At 49.0% G+C, this 17,744-nt stretch carries 11 protein-coding genes and 1 pseudogene; 2 read left to right on the top strand and 10 right to left on the bottom strand.

The window, feature by feature from the left end; translation table 11 throughout:
- Positions 1–198 precede the first annotated feature (198 nt).
- The 8 genes and pseudogenes from pflA to JI735_RS31405 form a co-directional block, all read right to left on the bottom strand.
- Positions 199–936, bottom strand: a complete 738-nt coding sequence (gene pflA, locus JI735_RS31370) for a pyruvate formate-lyase-activating protein (protein ID WP_039838558.1) — start codon at positions 934–936, stop codon at positions 199–201.
- Positions 937–1,067: 131 nt separating this feature from the next.
- The gene (gene pflB / locus JI735_RS31375) at positions 1,068–3,329 is read right to left on the bottom strand and encodes a formate C-acetyltransferase (RefSeq protein ID WP_039838559.1); all 2,262 of its coding nucleotides are present in this window, start codon (positions 3,327–3,329) and stop codon (positions 1,068–1,070) included.
- Positions 3,330–3,592: 263 nt separating this feature from the next.
- Positions 3,593–6,215, bottom strand: a pseudogene (gene adhE, locus JI735_RS31380) (bifunctional acetaldehyde-CoA/alcohol dehydrogenase).
- A 371-nt stretch (positions 6,216–6,586) separates the two neighbouring features.
- A complete protein-coding gene (locus JI735_RS31385; RefSeq protein ID WP_233476136.1) occupies positions 6,587–7,816 on the bottom strand; it encodes an ABC transporter substrate-binding protein in 1,230 nt (409 codons plus the stop codon).
- Positions 7,817–8,181: 365 nt separating this feature from the next.
- On the bottom strand, positions 8,182–9,054 hold the full coding sequence (locus JI735_RS31390; RefSeq protein ID WP_039838561.1) for a carbohydrate ABC transporter permease: 873 nt from the start codon (positions 9,052–9,054) through the stop codon (positions 8,182–8,184).
- 1 nt (position 9,055) lies between these two features.
- The gene (locus JI735_RS31395; protein ID WP_233184077.1) at positions 9,056–9,949 is read right to left on the bottom strand and encodes a carbohydrate ABC transporter permease; all 894 of its coding nucleotides are present in this window, start codon (positions 9,947–9,949) and stop codon (positions 9,056–9,058) included.
- A 145-nt stretch (positions 9,950–10,094) separates the two neighbouring features.
- A complete protein-coding gene (locus JI735_RS31400; RefSeq protein WP_039838562.1) occupies positions 10,095–11,423 on the bottom strand; it encodes a response regulator in 1,329 nt (442 codons plus the stop codon).
- Between the two features lie 16 nt (positions 11,424–11,439).
- A complete protein-coding gene (locus JI735_RS31405; protein WP_202676778.1) occupies positions 11,440–13,233 on the bottom strand; it encodes a cache domain-containing sensor histidine kinase in 1,794 nt (597 codons plus the stop codon).
- Between the two features lie 1,253 nt (positions 13,234–14,486).
- On the opposite strand from JI735_RS31405, the gene JI735_RS31410 reads away from it, so the two are divergent.
- Positions 14,487–15,443, top strand: coding sequence for an IS4 family transposase (locus tag JI735_RS31410; RefSeq protein WP_039832733.1), 957 nt, complete (start codon positions 14,487–14,489; stop codon positions 15,441–15,443).
- Between the two features lie 6 nt (positions 15,444–15,449).
- Positions 15,450–15,761, top strand: coding sequence for a hypothetical protein (locus JI735_RS31415; RefSeq protein ID WP_202676641.1), 312 nt, complete (start codon positions 15,450–15,452; stop codon positions 15,759–15,761).
- A gap of 439 nt (positions 15,762–16,200) precedes the next feature.
- Here the strand turns inward: JI735_RS31415 and JI735_RS31420 are convergent, their stop codons facing one another.
- Together JI735_RS31420 and pgmB are read right to left on the bottom strand one after the other, a co-directional pair.
- Positions 16,201–16,998 (bottom strand): alpha/beta hydrolase, encoded by a 798-nt coding sequence (locus JI735_RS31420; RefSeq protein WP_202676780.1) that lies wholly within the window; start codon positions 16,996–16,998, stop codon positions 16,201–16,203.
- Positions 16,999–17,084: 86 nt separating this feature from the next.
- Positions 17,085–17,711: a beta-phosphoglucomutase gene (gene pgmB, locus JI735_RS31425; RefSeq protein ID WP_411830143.1), complete on the bottom strand. Its 627-nt coding sequence runs from the start codon at positions 17,709–17,711 to the stop codon at positions 17,085–17,087.
- Positions 17,712–17,744: the final 33 nt, after the last annotated feature.

Below are 17,744 nucleotides of genomic sequence, written 5' to 3' on the forward strand. Positions count from 1 at the left end.
TACATCTCTTATTATAGAAAACAAGGTTTGTTACCGTAAGGTTAAGATTCATCCACAGCAGGGATAAAAACCTCTAATGTAAGCGGCACCATATTGATTGTCTATCTCCCTATGTCATATAACCTAACTCCTTATTACTGCAAAAAACCGTCCCAACAGTTGTTTCACTATTGGAACGGCTTGGATAAGGCAAGCAGCTTAGACCAATGCAGTTTGCTTGCGGCCTTCTTCAATCAGCCGGTAGGCGCGCTGCACTTCTTCTTCGGTTGGGGAAGGGACACCTTCAAGCTCATAAGGTCTTCCGAGCACTTCCCATTTATAGATACCCATTTGATGATAAGGAAGGATTTCGAACTTTTCCACGCCGTTCAGTGTGCCAATGAAGCGTCCCAGGTTCAGCAGGTCCTCTTCACGGTTATGAATGCCGGGCACATATACATGGCGAATCCACATCTTGCGGTTATGATCAGACAGCCACCGGGCCAGCTTCAGCGTACGCTCATTGGATTTACCGGTAAGCTTGATATGCGCTTCATCATCAATGTGCTTCAGATCAAGCAGCACCAGATCTGTCAGTTCAAGCAGATCATTGATTTTGTCGCCTTCATTATAACCATTGGTGTCGAGTGTAGTATGCAGGTTCCAGCGTTTCTTCACTTCGGTAAACAGCTGTTTTACAAAATGCGCCTGCAGGGTTGGTTCACCGCCTGAAACCGTCAGACCGCCACCGGACGAACGGTAATAATTCAGATAAGGCTCAATTTCAGCAAGGACATCTTCAATACTCATTTCTCTGCCTTCATTCAAACCCCAGGTATCAGGATTATGGCAGTATTGGCATTTCAAGAGACAGCCCTGCATGAACAAAACAAAACGAATACCTGGTCCGTCAACGGTTCCAAAGGTTTCTAAGGAATGTATATGTCCGTTAGCCATATGAGGTCATCCTTTCGGAAACTTAAAATTTTAATCAATTTTAAACAAGATATTACCGCCCTTGACTCAAGGGCGGTATCACCTTGCAGCTATTTCACTGTATACCTAGAACCCAAGCTACCGCTTGTGTATTACATTGCACCGTGGAATGTACGGTTGATAACATCCATTTGTTGTTCACGAGTCAGCTTGATGAAGTTAACAGCATAACCGGAAACGCGGATGGTCAATTGTGGATAGTTCTCTGGGTGTTCCATAGCATCCAGCAATTGTTCGCGGGCAAATACGTTAACATTCAGGTGGTGACCTTTGCTTGCAAAGTATCCGTCAAGCATCGATACCAGGTTGGATTTACGTCCTTCTTCTTCTTTACCCAGAGCTTTTGGCACGATGGAGAAGGTGTTGGAGATACCATCCAAGCTATCTTCGTACGGCAGTTTGGCAACGGAGCTCAGGGAAGCCAAAGCGCCTTTCTTATCGCGTCCGTGCATTGGGTTCGCACCTGGAGCGAATGGTTCGCCTTTTTTACGTCCATCAGGAGTAGTACCAGTTTTCTTACCATATACTACGTTGGAAGTAATGGTCAGGATCGATTGAGTCGGCAGCGCATCACGGTAAGCGTGGTGCTTGCGGATCATCGTCATGAACGATTCAACCAGTTCTACTGCAATGCTGTCGACGGCATCGTCATTGTTACCATAGCAAGGGAATTCGCCTTCAGTTTCGAAGTCTACCGCGATGCCTTGTTCGTTGCGGATTACTTTTACCTTAGCGTGTTTGATGGCGCTCAGAGAGTCAGCTGCCACAGACAGACCAGCAATACCGCAAGCCATAGTCCGCAGAATATCGCGGTCATGCAGAGCCATTTCGATACGTTCGTAAGAATATTTATCGTGCATGTAGTGGATAACATTCAGCGTGTTCATGTAAGTCTTAGCCAGCCACTCCATCATTGGTTTGAAGCGTTTCATTACTTCATCGTAGTCGAGATATTCGGAAGTGATGGCCGGATACTCAGGACCTACCTGCACGCCGGATTTTTCATCCACACCGCCGTTGATTGCATACAGCAGAGCTTTGGCCAGGTTGGCGCGTGCTCCGAAGAATTGCATTTGTTTACCGATACGCATTGCGGATACGCAGCATGCAATACCATAGTCGTCACCGTAGATCGGACGCATCAAATCGTCATTTTCATATTGAATTGAGCTGGTTTCGATGGAAACCTTAGCACAGTATTTTTTGAAGCCTTCAGGCAATTTTTCCGACCACAGTACAGTCAGGTTTGGCTCTGGAGCTGGTCCCAGATTGTACAGGGTGTGAAGGAAGCGGAAGCTGTTCTTGGTAACGCGTGTTGTTCCGTCTACAGACATACCGCCGATGGATTCAGTAACCCATGTAGGGTCTCCACTGAACAATTCGTTATAGTCAGGAGTACGCAGGAACTTCACAATACGCAGTTTCATGATGAAGTGGTCAGCCAGTTCTTGTGCTTGTTCTTCAGTCAAAGTGCCTTCTGCAAGGTCACGTTCTACATAGATATCAAGGAAAGAGGATACACGTCCAAGGGACATTGCCGCACCGTTCTGTTCCTTAATAGCTGCGAGGTAACCGAAGTATACCCACTGGAAAGCTTCTTTGGCGTTGTTAGCAGGCTTGGAGATATCCATTCCATGCATTTGAGCCATTTGTTTCAGTTCGCCGAGTGCACGAATCTGTTCGGAAAGTTCTTCACGAAGACGGATAACGCTATCGGTCATGGAATCCACTTCAAGATTCGCAAGATCTTGTTTCTTTTCTTTGATCAGGAAGTCAACGCCGTAAAGAGCTACGCGACGGTAGTCACCGATGATACGGCCGCGGCCATAAGCATCCGGAAGACCTGTGATGATACCGGCTTTACGAACAGCTCTCATTTCAGAAGTATATGCATCAAATACGCCTTGGTTATGCGTTTTGCGGATGTTCGTGAACATGTCAACAATGCCTTGCGGAAGTTCGAAGCCATAAGCTTTGGTGGCATCGATCATCATCTTGATTCCGCCAAACGGTTGAATGGAACGTTTGAAAGGCGCATCAGTCTGAACGCCGACAATTTGTTCCTTGTCTTTGTCAATGTAGCCAGGTTGGTGGGATACGATCGTGGATACTGTGTTAACATCCACATCCAGTACACCGCCATTAGCAATTTCCTGCTTGGTCATTTCGGAAATAATCTTCCAAAGTTCAGTAGTGTTGTTAGTAGGGCCTGCAAGGAAGTCTTCCTTGCCAAGATAAGGTTTGATGTTCTTTTCGATAAAATCATTCACATTTACTTTTCTGGACCATTTTCCTTTTACAAAACCGCGCCATCCAGCCTTAACTTCTTGTACATCTTTTTCAATCACCGACATGCTAAATCCCTCCATTTATATTTATTATATTTGTAGAGATCGCGGGCTTGAAGGTTAATCCCGTGTCTCGTGATCCCATAAAAGATCATATTGTTATAAAATTCACAATTATATCTTCATATCCGGGACCGTTGTTTATATAAACATTTTAGTTTATTTTCTGAAAAAGGACTGTGACAAATATCACTATTTCGGTGATATTTGTCACTTCCATCCAGTCCCATATTAACCTTTAACCTTATTTTTTGCCATACAACCGTTAATTAGTTGTCGAATCTGCCGTAGAAAGCATTGCGGTATACATCAGCAAGTTCGGAAACCAGCGGGAGTTTAGGGTTGGCAGTTGTACATTGGTCTTCAAATGCACGGTCAGCCAGATAATCTACACGGGATTCGAAATCCTTAGGATCGAAACCAAGTGCCTGGAACGACTCTTCGATGCCGAGTTTTTTGTTCATGTCGCGGATAGCGTTGATCAGGCTTGTTACGCCTTCTTCAGTGGTGCGGGCTGGCAATCCCAGAATGCGGGCGATTTCGGCATAACGTTCGTCAGCTACAAAGTGTGAATATTTCAGGGAACGAAGCGAACTTCGTAGGTTTCTTAGCGTTGTAGCGGATGACATGCGGCATCAGAATGGCATTTGTGCGGCCATGGGCAGTGTGGTACTGTCCGCCCCATTTGTGCGCCAAGCTGTGGTTGATGCCCAGGAATGCGTTGGCAAAAGCCATACCAGCCAGCGTAGATGCGTTGTGCATTTTTTCGCGGGCAAGCTTGTCGCCTTGCAGTGCCGATTTTTCAAGATATTGGAATACCAGTTGGATAGCTTTGATAGCCAGACCATCCGTATAGTCGCTTGCCATAACCGAAACGTAAGCTTCGATGGCATGTGTCAGAACGTCCATACCTGTATCGGCAACAGCTGTTTTTGGCAGGCTGTATACAAACTCAGGATCGATGATCGCTACGTCTGGAGTCAGCTCGTAGTCAGCCAATGGGTATTTCGTATTGTTGGCAGTAGTTTTGTCAGTAATAACCGCGAAAGATGTTACTTCAGAACCTGTACCCGAAGTAGTTGGAATTGCTACGAATTTCGCTTTGTTTCCAAGCTTAGGGAATTTGTATACACGTTTGCGGATATCCATGAACTTCTGTTTCAGACCGTTAAAGTCAGCGTCCGGATGTTCGTAGAACAGCCACATGCCTTTGGCAGCATCCATTGGGGAACCGCCGCCGAGTGCGATGATGCAGTCCGGCTGGAATCTGTTCATCATAGCTGTACCTTTTTCTACAGTTGTGGTCGACGGGTCCGGTTCAACTTCCGAGAACACTTCGATCGCTACTGGAGTCTGGCGTTGCCGCAGGTAGTGCTCAACTCTTTCTACATAACCCAGTTTAACCATCATTGGGTCAGTGATAATAGCTACGCGTGTGATATCAGGCATTTTGGCCAGGTACTGAGTGGCACCTTTTTCGAAGTAAATCTTGTCAGGTACTTTAAACCATTGCATATTCACGGTACGACGGTTCACCCTTTTCACGTTGATCAGATTGACGGCAGTTACGTTCTGCGATACAGAGTTGCGGCCGTAAGATCCGCAGCCCAGAGTCAGTGAAGGGATATTCGTATTGTAGATATCGCCGATTGCGCCATGTGTGGAAGGCGAGTTGACGAGAATACGTCCGGTCTGCAGACGGTTCGAGAACTTCATGATCACTTCTTCGTTATGGGAGTGGATGGCCGAGCTGTGGCCCATACCGCCAAATTCAACAACCTGTGCCGCGCGTTCGATACCCTGGTCAGCATTTTTAACCTTGTAGCAAGCCAGAACCGGGCTCAATTTCTCAGCGGACAGCGGATATTTGGTGCCTACGCCTTCAAGCTCTGCTACCAGGATCTTAGTGCCGGCAGGAACCTGAATTCCGCACATTTCAGCGATTTTCACTGCAGATTGACCTACGATTGCAGGGTTTACAGCGCATTTTTCCACGTTCATTGCGCCGCTTGTCAGCTTGGCAGCTTCTTCTTTATTTACAAAGTAGCAGCCGTTGGCGATCATTTTCTTCTTCACTTGATCGAAGATCGCTTCTTCAATGATAACTGCCTGCTCGGAAGCGCAGATCATACCATTGTCGAATGTTTTGGAAAGGATGATGTCCGTTACGGCCTGATCGATATCGGCGCTCTTCTCAATGAAGGCAGGCACGTTACCAGGGCCTACGCCAAGAGCCGGTTTGCCGCAGCTGTAAGCTGCCTTAACCATTGCCGAACCGCCTGTTGCCAGGATCAGCGCAACGTCCGGATTGTTCATAAGTGCGTTTGTTTTGTCCATCGTAGGCAGCTCGATCCACTGGATGCAGTTCTCAGGAGCGCCGGCTTTTACGGCTGCGTCATGGAGAATTTTGGCTGCTGCGGCACTACACTCTTGCGCGGATGGATGGAACCCGAATATAATAGGATTACGTGTCTTAGCGGCGATCAGTGCCTTAAACATCGTGGTGGATGTTGGATTTGTTACCGGTGTGATACCCATAACGATTCCGACCGGTTCGGCAATTTTTTGGAAACTGTCATATTGATTGTCTTCTACTACGCCTACTGTCTTGTCATACTTAATGCCGTGCCAGATATATTCTGTTGCGAAGATGTTCTTCGTGATTTTGTCTTCATAAACGCCGCGGCCTGTTTCTTCTACGGCGAGCTTTGCCAGGTACATGTGCTTGTCGAGTCCTGCCAGAGCCATTGCATGAACGATTGTGTTAACCTGCTCTTGATCCAGCTGCATGTAAGCTTCTTGAGCTTTCTTTGCTTTATCCACCAAAGTCTGAATATACTCTTCAGCAGTGGTTTGTTTCACTTGGGCGGCGACTTCGTTCTTAACTGCCATCTCCCTCGTCCTCCTGTCAATTTTTAGGTTGTTTTTCTCTACACATTCATCTTATCACATCGCATCAGGGTTGTATAGTGAAATCTTTCACAAAGTATAAAGTTTTTTTTGATTTGTTTTCAAAGCGCTTTCATTCGCTCTTAATCAGGATTATGTTCCATTTTATGTATGTTTTCTCCGTTCTTTTTGTCTTTTTTGCGAACGTGAATTTTTTCACTTGACATATTCCCACCTCAAATAGCTTTTTCGTTTTTGGACACACGCCCACTGCGATGTTCCCGAATCCCTGTCTAAAATGGAAAAAGACCGGAAATTTTCCCGGCCTTCTTCTCAACTATTTGGTTGTCTTCACGGACTACTCTTTCTACGCACTACTCAACCTTAATCGTATCAAAAAACTTTTCCTGTACGGTTTTGGCTGCGGCGTCAAGCTGGGCTTTGGAGTCCGTACCTTTTTTGGAGAAAAGCTCCTGAATCACATTGGACATCGTTGCATAGTAATCCTGTGTATTGTATTGCGCCTCCGGCTTGCCATCCAGCAGCGCCATAATATCCGGGTTGTATTGATAGACAATATCGTACTTGTCATAGATAGCTTTGGTTTTCTTGCCAAAATCAGAATCGGCGGCATAGTAGTCCAGAAGCGGCGGGATGAAGTATTTGCCGTCCGCTTTGCGCTGCTGCAGAATCGCATCCAGTGCTTCCAGGCCTTTGTCGGAGAAGTAATCAAAAGTGACATAGCGGAAAGCCATCTCCTGCTCGTCCGGGGTGGCGTTCGGGTTGATGACCAGATAGTCGCCGCCGAGTACGCCCGTGTGCTTGCCGCCCTTTTCCGCAGCAGGCATTGGATAAGTGAGCACATCCTCCGGTTTCAAGCCGCCCTGGTTCAGGGCTTGCTCAATCACACCGTCGGAACCGGCCATGACCATCGCTGTGCGTCCTTGCTGGAATGCGCCTACAGCGTCGCCCCAGCCCAGTGCCCAGTCCTGAGGAATGGCATTGGCTTCCCATCTCAGCTTCTTATAGAAATCCAGCGCCTTCACACCCGCCTCGGAGTTAAAGGTTGCTACCACTTTGCTGCCGTCAACCTTCTGGATCTCCCCGCCGGCTTCGAACAGGAAGTTGGTCCAGTTCCAGCCCGCTTCATTGCCTTTGCCCATCGGAGCGATACCGGAGATGCCTTTTTTGGCGTCGGCCGCTCCTTTGGCGGTGTTCAGCATATCCTCCCAGGTCCAGTCCATGGGCGGAACAGCTACACCTTTGTCATCCAGCATTTTTTTGTTAAGCATCGTTGTGGTGACATAGCCTTTTTGGGTGATGCCATATACCTTGCCGTCAATGATGAACTGGTTTTGCAGGACGGGATTGATCTGGTCCTTGTACTCATATTTGTTCCACAGATCGGTGATGTCCGCCACCCAGCCCTTTTCGACGAGGAATTTTGCTTCCGTGGCGTACGTATTGAAGAAGGTCGGGGCTTCATTGGCAGCCATTTTCACACCGATTTCACTAACGTTGTACTGCCAGTCATCTTTGACGATCTCTACATTCGGGTATTCCTCCTGGAAACGCTTGATCTTATCATCTTCCTGCGCCCGCACTTCCGTCAGGTCCGGTGTAGGATAATGGATCTTAATGGTGACCTTGCGGTCTTTGATATCATCTGCCGGCGCATTGGTGGCTGCACTGTTGTCTGCAGCTTTGTCCGTGGCGGCCGGTGATGCTTCTCCCCCTCTGTTCCCTTGGCGCTATTGTTGTTATTGTTGCCGCTGCACGCGGATAACAACGATCCTGTCACCAGGAGACAGGCTAGAACGCTGGAAAATTTACGCATTGAAACTCCCCTTTTCCATTCATAGTTAGCTTACAGATTTATCTTAAGAGAGAACCCGTGTCCGCACGAGGTGCATTTATATTCCTTTCATGTGCAGGTTTACGATCTGCGGTTCAAACGCACACCCCCTCACTACCCCTTCACTGCCGACAAAGCCACACCGCGCATAATAAATTTCTGGAACAGCAGGAACACCAGAATCGGCGGCAGAGAAACCAGAAAGAGAATGGCAAATTTGATATTGGTGTTGAGCGCCTTAACGGCGATTACATATTTATAGATCGCTGTGGCGAGAGTGTATTTATCCTCACTGTGCATGACAAGGGACGGCCAGAACCAGTCATTCCAGGCGGTTGAGAAAATAAAGATCGCCAGTGTGGCAAAAATGGGAATGGACAGCGGCACAGCTATCGAAAAAAAGCTGCGCGGCTCCGAGGCCCCGTCAATCCGCGCGGCTTCAAAAATCTCCGGATGGATTCCGTCAAAAAAGTTCTTCAGAAGCAGGAAGTAAAACGTATTCGCTCCCGCCGGCAGCCAGAATGCCGCATACTGGTTCAGCAGTCCAAGCTCCTTCAGATTGACGAAGTTCGGAATCATATAGCTGGTCGCCGGGATAAACAAAGTCATCAGGAAGAAAAAATAAAACACCTTGCGGTAAGGCACGTTCATCCGGGAAATGCTGAAGGAAGCAAGGCCAAGTACAATAAGAGTCACAACCATATTCCCCACGAAAATATAGAGTGTGTTCCTGAGGAACACCAGCAGATCGATATAGTTCAGCGCATCCTTCAAATTGCCGAAATGCCACTCCTGCGGAAAAAAATGCGGCGGAAAGGAATTGACCTCCGTGTTGGATTTAAGACCGTTGAACATCGTCATCAGGATCGGATAGAGCATGGTAAAGACCATGACCAGGATGAAGAACACCATAATCCCGTAGACGATTTTGTTGCTTGTTTTTTTCAGATCATGTTCGGAGAGAATGCCTCTGTCTGCACTCTTCATGCTAGTTGTCCTCCTTGTTCAGCTTGAACTGCACAATGCCCAAACCGCCGAGAACAATGAACATCAGCATGCCAAGCGCCGTCGCCGTTCCATAATCCAGCCGGGTAAACGCATATTTCACAATCAGCAGCGCGTAGGTCAGCGTGGTATTGTTCGGGCCTCCATCCAGCAAAGCAAGCTGTGACTGGTAACCCTGGGAGGTGGCAATAATCTGCAGAATCAGCATCAGGACAATCAGATTGCGCAAAGAGGGCAGTGTGATATGGCGGATACGGGCCCACACCCCGGCACCGTCAATTTCAGCGGCTTCGTACCAATCGCGGGGAATACTGAGCACAGCTGCCAGATAAATGAGCATCCCCGAGCCGAACTGCTGCCAGGTTTCCATAAAAACAAGCGAGATCATCGACCACCTGCTGTCCGTAAGAAAAGGGATTTGATCCGCTCCCATTGTCCCGAGCAGCGCATTGATGGGTCCGACCGGATCGTACAGCCATCTCCACAGGCCATACAGTACGACAGCCGGCAGTACAAACGGCAGATAAGCCGCCACACGGACAAAGCCGCCGAATTTCCGCAGCTCGGAAATGGCGATGGCAAAGGCAATCGGCACCCAAAAGCCGATCACCAGGCAGAGCACCATGTAGTACAGGGTATTTTTGACAGCAATCCATACATCCGGGTCCGTAAGCGCTCTGGCATAATTATCGAGGCCGGCAAAGGTATTGCCCTTTACAAAGTCCACGGTATAGAAGCTGTACATAAACCCTTTAAAAATTGGAACCCACATAAACAATACAAAAATAATAATGGCGGGTACGAGAAACATATATCCCCAAAAGTTTTTTTTCCAGCGGTTCTGTTTGTGCGGTTTGCGCTCAAGCTTCGCCGGCATCGTCTCGTGGATTGAAGCGGTTTGGTTCATCTGGCTCCCTCATTCCTTTTGTCTTTCAGCACTTGCACCAAGCGCTGCCTGCATTAATTGTAGAAAAGGAGCTGAAGCCTGAACATGTCTATATCTACCGCAATCGTAAGCGTTCTTACTTCTTCAGTTCGCTGGGGCTGATGCCGTAATATTTTTTGAAAATCTTGCTGAAATGCTCCGGGGACTCATAGCCCACCCTCTCCGCAATCTCGTAACGGCGCAGGTCGGTATGCAGAAGCATCTCGCGGCTATCCTCCATTCGCAGCTTGATGACATATTCCCACAGGTTGTGGCCTGTGTTTTTTTTGAACAGATAGCTCAGGTAGTTGGGGCTGACGTGATTTTTTTTGGCCACCTCATGGATCGTCAAGCCCTTCTGGGCATAGTTCTCGTCGATATACTCTTTAGCCTTCTGCACAATCAGGTTGCTGTGCGTATGCAGCTCCTCGGCCGAAGGATCGGCGGCATAGCTGCTCCAGTTGAAATCACCGTAGTAGAACACATAGTAATCGGAATGCTCCTTGTTCCACTGAATGGCCTTCGAGGCCTGCCGGTTCAGCACATCCATGAAGGACAGGCCCTTGAGGATCTGGCTGATGCCAATTACGGCATTCAGATGCAGATACTTATGGATATTTAAATGCAGACTGCGGCCCAGCACATCCAGCCGGTTGATCTGGCCCCCCGCCGATTCCTCATAGGTCTTCTCATCCCATTGGATCACAACGGTGATCTCCTCCTCCGGAGAATAAAAAGCCACCGTGCTCCACTCCTGGTCCAGCAGCTCTTTGGCAATGTTAAGCGCGGCATAACGCAGCAGCTCCCGGCCGCGGGAGGTGTATTTTTTCTCCCCGTCTTCTTCCGGCAGCGGCAGTTTGATCTTGATTACGGAGAAAAAAGGCCCCTGCAGCTTCAGCTCATCCAGCTTCCGCAGCTTCTGCTCATCGCCCAGCACAGAGTCAGGCTCTTCAATGAGCGCGTTCAGCAGCCAGCTGTATTCGGGCAGCGGCTCCTCCAGGCGGAAGCTCTCGCCAATCCCTGCCATGAAGGTCTCCAGCTCCGGGGAGGGTTTGTCCATTTTGAGCAGCACATTCCGTACCGAATCGAGAAAATGCTCGCTGTTCAGCGGCTTGATCAGATAATCCTTCGCCCCCAGCCGGACGGCCATCTGGGCATATTGGAACGTCTCGTGGGCGGAGATGACAATGGTCTGCACCCACGGTTTGGCCAGCTTGGCGTGCTGCATCAGCTCAATGCCGCTCATGGCCCCCATCTGGATATCCGTCACCAGCAGATCAACCTCCTCCATGCGGATACAATCCAAGGCTTCAAAGCCGCTGTTTGCGGTATAAATATGGCCAATCTCCAGTCCCGAGGAAGCCAGCAGGCTGCCCAGTCCCTTACAAATCAGCGGCTCATCGTCTACAACCAGTACATTAAACATCTAAGAGGCCACCTTTCTATTGTTGATTCTCCGACTTGGGAAGTTTAACCGTGACGACTGTCCCTCCACCCTGGCGGGGAGCGTAGCTGATTCCATATCGGGAGCCAAAATGCAAGTGGACCCGCTGATTGATATTGCGGATGCCGTAGCCGCCGGCCGGACTCGGGCTCTCATCATTTAAGATCTGCTCAATGGCCCTGTAATCCACCGGCTTGTAGCCGTTATCCGCTATGGTAATCAGAATTGTGTCCTCCTGAAGAACTGAAGTGATGAGGATTTCCCCGTCTTCAGCCATATTTTTGACACCATGGATGATGGCATTTTCGATCAGGGGCTGGAGGGTGATCTTGGGAATGAGATTCGTTTTGGTCTCCGGGGCGATGTTCCAGATGACCGTGAATACATAGTCATACCGGTGCTGCTGCAGCTTGATATAGGCACTGGCATGCTCCAGCTCCTCCTCCAGCGTAATCAGCTCCCGGCCCCGGCTTAAGCTGATCTTCATCAGCTTCGATAGTTCCTTGATCATTTCCGCGGATTCGATATTGCCTTCCAGCGAGCTTTTCCAATAAATGCTCTCCAGAGTGTTATAGAGCAGATGCGGATTGATCTGCTGATAAAGCAGCTGCAGTTGGGATTCCTTCTGCTTCAGCTCCATCTGGTATTTATACATGATAAGACTATTCAGCCTGCGGGCCATATCGTAAGTAGAAGCGATCAGTACACTGACTTCATCATTGGTCCCTCTCTGCGGGGTCTCGGGAACACGGTTGCCCGGCTCGTATTTGCGCACAAAAAAAGCCAGCTTCTGCAGTGGAGTCATGAGCGAACGCCAGAAATAAGTAATGATGATCAGCCCGAAGAGCGCGTAAGCAACCGTTATGTATTGAATCACCCGCTTCATTTCCTTCTGCTGCTGGAGCAGCGCTTTGACCGGGACCTTGTAGACCAGCTTCTGGGCAAAGGCATGGTTGTTGTTCACCACATAGATGAAGTCATCCGTGATAATGTCCTCGGTTCCTTCGGGATCACCGGCCTCAGCCCCCTCCGGCAGGCCAATAACCTCTCCAGTCGCATTGGTGGTCGAAGCCAGTACCCGGTTGTTCATATCGGTCAAATAGATTTCGCCTTCCGGCAGGGAAATGGATTTCAGCGATTCGCCGATTTTGGACTCCATCTTGGTGACCACCAGCACGCCGATGGTTCCTGCCCCCCTGTAAATGCTGTTGACCGCCCGGACGTAAGTCAGTGTCTTGAGATTCTCGGCCTGCGGGCTAAGCTTCTCTGCGAACATTAAATACCCTCTGCCTTTCTGCTGCACGACCTGGTCAAACCAGTAGGGCTTCTCACCTGTGGAGAAAAAATACACGCCCGCCTTCTTCACCTGAGGAAAATTGGGAGCAAAAAAATAATAATTGTCGGGGTCGTACACGTACAGCGAGTAATAAATCCCGTCGCCCCGTCCGGCGCCCTGCGAGTAGCTGCCCAGCAGTTTTTCAATGGTTTCATAGCGTTCCACCCGCTCCATCACAGGCTCGCCGCCGCTGACATGCAGCTGCTGCAGAATCGGATTCTGAATCACGGTGGTGGTAATCTTGTTCACTGTATCAATGTCTCGATTGATAATCGCAAAGTTCTGCTTGTTCAGCTCCACATAGGCATTGGTGACATGGCGCTTCAAAATTTCCTCCGCTTTGTAGTTGCCATAGCTGTTCAGGATCAGTATGGGCGAGATCATTATCAGAAACAGCAGAATCAGCTGCTGCTTGACGTTCAGCCTGACGATGGGCTTGATAAAACCAGACAACATCTGGATACACCTCCAGTTTTAATAATATAGCAAACAGATAAGCGCTTACATAGGTTTATTTCAATGGAAATGATGTTCAGTTATATGTATTTTTTCAGTTAGCAGCGGATTGAAGAGGCAAAGGGGAGTCACTAATTTGCTCGAAGCCCCTATTCACCGCTGGCGAAGTGGAAAAAGGGTAACTAATTCAGCTCATTTTGCTACTTATGAGGGAGTAGAGCCAAATTAAGTTCCTTTTTCCACTTAAACATCATAATTGTTAATTTTGGGATGAAATAAGTTTCCTTTTTCCAACTATTTAGATTGAACTTGAAAAATTAAGAAAAAGGGGAAAAGTGGTGGAGGAGAAGTTTGGAACTGTAGGAGCGGTAGCGTCCGCCTTTGTCTGCGGATTTCCACCGCGAACAGCGGTTTGCAATCAAGAAATCTGCAGACAACAGCGGCCGGAAGTCCAAACATTCTCTGGAGTCACGGCCAATCCCAAAATCGAAAAATCTCGAGTTTAGTTTATATAGCATTGCTCAGCTACTTCTTCAACAGGCGCTACTTAGAAAAAACTATTAAATTCGACTGAGAACAAAAACGGCTGTGCCGTCCTCCACAGGACAGCGCAGCCGTCTTTGTTCTAGCGTTTACCTCGAGAACGATTCCCCGTGAATCCTACGGCAACTCTTTAAGTGGAAAAAGGTTACCTAATTTGCCGGAGTACCCTATCCTCGGGCAGATGAAGTGGAAAAAGGGACACTAATTCAGCCCATTTCGCCATTGGACAAGAGATGTACCCCAATTAAGTTTACTTTTTCCACTTAAATTTCAGGATTTCTTAATTTTCGGAAAAATAAGTTCCCTTTTTCCAACTAACACCTGCGAAGCCGGTAAAGACGGATCGCCCTATTCCTTCGCGATCGATCCGCAGCCGTTACGGACAGGAAAGCCGTTATTGATAGAAGATTCGGCTATTCAGCAGGTTAACGGACAGAGATGCCCTTATTTGTCCCTCTCCCCTTTATTCCAGGCTCCATCGAACGATATAACGGCTCCTGAGTTCGTAACTGCTGAAAAAGTAAGATTTTTGGCAAAATAAGGGCTCCTCTGTCACTAGCGTTGCATAAAAGCTCCCACAACATTTGATTTAGATAAATTAACTATATTTGTGAAATTTTATTTTATTTTCATGGGCATAAACTGAAAAATCCCCTATTGTAAAGATGTAGGTCGTTATCCAACCCCAACTTTACAAAAGGAGACTCACCATGGATAACATACCTAAAATGACCGTCATTCGTCAATGCCTTTCTTTATTGCCTACCTTGTCCCCCACTTGCGTCCCTTTGGACTATGGGGTAAAAAAGCTGCGTACCCTCGCACTATTGCAGCTTTCGGTAACCGCTCATCTTTTGCGCTGGGAATCCTACCGCGAGTATGCGTGGCAGCTCGACGCTTCCCCTGATCTGCAGGAACTCCTAGGGCTTCCAAGCATTAGTGCTTCACAGGTCAGCCGGCGGATGAATCAGTTGCCTACGGCCTTGCTGGAACATCTGTTTTATGCCCTAACCCATCTTATCAAAAACCTGTCCCGTCCTGCCTCGAGCGGGCTGCTTCAGCGAGTCGGGCGGTTACTTCTTGTGGATGCCAGTTGCTTGAAACTTCCTGCCTTTTTGTCTGACTGGGCCCGGGTGACGCGGGACCGCTGCGGCGTTAAAATTCATGTCTCGTACGCGGTGACTTCCCCGGAACATACCTTCGTTCAGCACATGGTGCCTTCCACGGGGAATGTGAGTGACTACGAAGGATCGGATCTGTTGCTGCACGAGGAAGAGGTCACCTATGTCCTGGATCGCGGGTACGTATGCTACGAGCGGATGGACCGCTGGATTGAAGGTGGGCTGAATTTTGTGATGCGCATCGCCGACCACCATCAAGCCAATGTGCTCCACGAGCACCCCGTTCCGGAAGGAAGCCGCATCCTGCGGGACGCCACCGTCCAAATGGGGAGCGGATATACGGCGATGGAGCAACGCGTTCGTCTCGTCGAATTTACGGATGAAAAGGGACGATTGTACCGAATTGTGACCACGCAATGGGAGGCCTCCGCCGAAGATATCGCAGAGATATACAAGCACCGGTGGCTGATCGAACTCTTTTTTAAGTGGCTGAAGCAGCATCTGCGGTTGGTTCGCTTGCAAAGTACCCAGCCGCAGGGAATCTGAAATCATTTGTACCTCTCTCTGATTGCCCATGCGCTGACACTGTACATTCGTTACACGCAAGCGCCGGAGAAAACAGAATGGGAAGTCCTCAAACGATTGCGAATTCATGCGGCCAAAGAGCACACGTGGGAAGAATTCATCCAGGAGCTCAACCGAAGGCCGACCCGAACGTCCAAAGGACGAAGAAAGACCGGGGCGAAGCGCAGAACACCGACACTCGACCATCCAGTAGCCTACACCAAAGCAGTCAACGAAAAACGGATCGTGGATCGGAAGCAGAAAAAAGCGGGTATCGAGCAGAACAAGAACAACAAATAAAGAGTGTTATGGAATAATATGGATGACAATGACCTAAGCTTAAGAAAGGTCGTTCATTTTCTTCTTGACTGAATATATTGTGAAAATAATCACTAAATTCAATTGTCATTGCGGTTAATGTCAGTGTTTATGCAACGCTAGTGCTCCTCTGTCCGCTTCAGTCCCCGGATGGAGCCCAATCCTTCTGCATCGTTTATATCCTGTGAGACTTCCAAGATATCCACATTTTTTTACACTGTATAATTTCCTATGCAACAAGTGGAAACGGCTACGCCGTCCTTATTAGGACGGTAGCCGTTTCAGCGAGAAATAGAAGGATAATTTATAGCGTAAAGCATATAAATTATATTTCAAAAAAAGGAACTGTCATTAGACAGTCCCCTTGCATGATCATCTAGGAACGATGATGTTTCGAATATTCTTTAGAAAAGACTTTCACCTACTTCGTATAGCCGTTTAACGCCAGCCAGGACGCGCAGGCCTCAGTCCAGCTCCGGGTGTGCGGCTCCCCGCCGGCCAGGCCAAGCCCATGCTGGCCATGAGCATACACGTGAAGATCAAACGGAATGCGGTGACGGCTTAACGCAGCAGCAAATTGCAGGCTGTTCTCCACAGGTACCGCTCCGTCATCCGAAGTATGCCACAGGAAGGCAGGCGGGGTAGCTGCCGTAACCTGAAGCTCGCTGCTGAGACGTTTCACCAGCTCCGGATCGGGGTCGGTCCCCAGCTGATTCTCCCTGGAGCCCTGATGGGTCACTCCTTCAGCCATGGATATTACCGGATAACATAGAATCAACAAATCCGGACGGCAGGACTTCCGTTCCAAAGGTTCTGAAGCTTCTTCATCACCCGCATCGAACAGAACGCCGGCAGCAGAAGCTAAATGTCCGCCTGCCGAAAATCCCAGGATTCCCAGTCTGTCAGGATCTACCCCATACTCTTCAGCGCGGTAACGGATCGTGCGGAGCGCACGCTGTGCATCCCGCAGCGCATGGGGGTATCCATAAGGCGCTACGCGGTATCGCAGCACAAAAGCCGAGATTCCCAGTGTATTCAGCCATTCAGCCACCGGTCCTCCTTCGTGGTCTGCACGCATGCCATACCCGCCGCCCGGACAGACAAGCACAGCGGCGTTCTTGTCGCCTTCCACCAGATAAGGCGTAATCGCCGGGCAATCCTCATCGCTTGTTCCCAGTGCGCCAGGCGCCCCTTCCGGCCATAACAACATTGTCTTCATGTTCATCCCTCAAGCTTTCTTCCATTGGATAGAATTATTTCATACAGGAAATCGCTTTCTTTCCCTGCAATAAGTCTACCAAGGTCCTACAATTCATGCAATCCGGTTATGACGACATCGGCTTCCGCCAGCATTTCCCGCTTGCCGATGCCAACCACCCGCATCCCTGCCGCTCTGGCGGCGGCAACCCCCGCTTCCGCATCCTCAAAAACCACACAATCCGCAGGCTGCAGCCCAAGCCTGCGGCAGGCGGTCTGAAAGACCTCGGGGTCCGGTTTGGCGCGGGATACGGTGTTGCCGTCAACAACCGCATCGAACAGCCCGGTTATCTTCAGCTTATCCAGGATGAATACGGCGTTTTTGCTGGCAGAGCCCAGAGCAATGCCTATCCCCCGCTCCTTAAGCCTGCCGAGATATTCGCGGACGCCCGGCAGCAGCTCCGAATCATCCAGGCGCGAGATATAGTCTACATATCGCCGATTCTTCCGTTCGGCCATTGCCGCCTTCTCCGCTTCATCGAATTCCAGGCCGCCGATCTCCAGCAGAATATCAAGTGATCTCATACGGCTGACCCCCTTCAGCCTTTCGTTATGCGCCTCCGTGAATTCGAACCCGAGGTCTGCGGCAAGCGAGCGCCAGGCCAGATAATGATATTTGGCCGTGTTTACAATTACACCGTCCAAATCAAAGATTGCACCCTTCATATGCTCCATCATGTATATTCTATCCTCTCCATGTAAATAAAC

The organism is Paenibacillus sonchi, from assembly GCF_016772475.1.
GTDB classification, from domain to species: Bacteria; Bacillota; Bacilli; order Paenibacillales; family Paenibacillaceae; genus Paenibacillus_AQ; species Paenibacillus_AQ sonchi.

Coding starts and splice junctions, on each gene's coding strand:
- JI735_RS31420 (WP_202676780.1), bottom strand. CDS start 16,998: ATGAAGACAATGTTGTTATGGCCGGAAGGGGCGCCTGGCGCACTGGGA.
- pflA (WP_039838558.1), bottom strand. CDS start 936: ATGGCTAACGGACATATACATTCCTTAGAAACCTTTGGAACCGTTGAC.
- JI735_RS31410 (WP_039832733.1), top strand. CDS start 14,487: ATGGATAACATACCTAAAATGACCGTCATTCGTCAATGCCTTTCTTTA.
- JI735_RS31405 (WP_202676778.1), bottom strand. CDS start 13,233: ATGTTGTCTGGTTTTATCAAGCCCATCGTCAGGCTGAACGTCAAGCAG.
- JI735_RS31395 (WP_233184077.1), bottom strand. CDS start 9,949: ATGCCGGCGAAGCTTGAGCGCAAACCGCACAAACAGAACCGCTGGAAA.
- JI735_RS31390 (WP_039838561.1), bottom strand. CDS start 9,054: ATGAAGAGTGCAGACAGAGGCATTCTCTCCGAACATGATCTGAAAAAA.
- JI735_RS31400 (WP_039838562.1), bottom strand. CDS start 11,423: ATGTTTAATGTACTGGTTGTAGACGATGAGCCGCTGATTTGTAAGGGA.
- pflB (WP_039838559.1), bottom strand. CDS start 3,329: ATGTCGGTGATTGAAAAAGATGTACAAGAAGTTAAGGCTGGATGGCGC.
- pgmB (WP_411830143.1), bottom strand. CDS start 17,711: ATGGAGCATATGAAGGGTGCAATCTTTGATTTGGACGGTGTAATTGTA.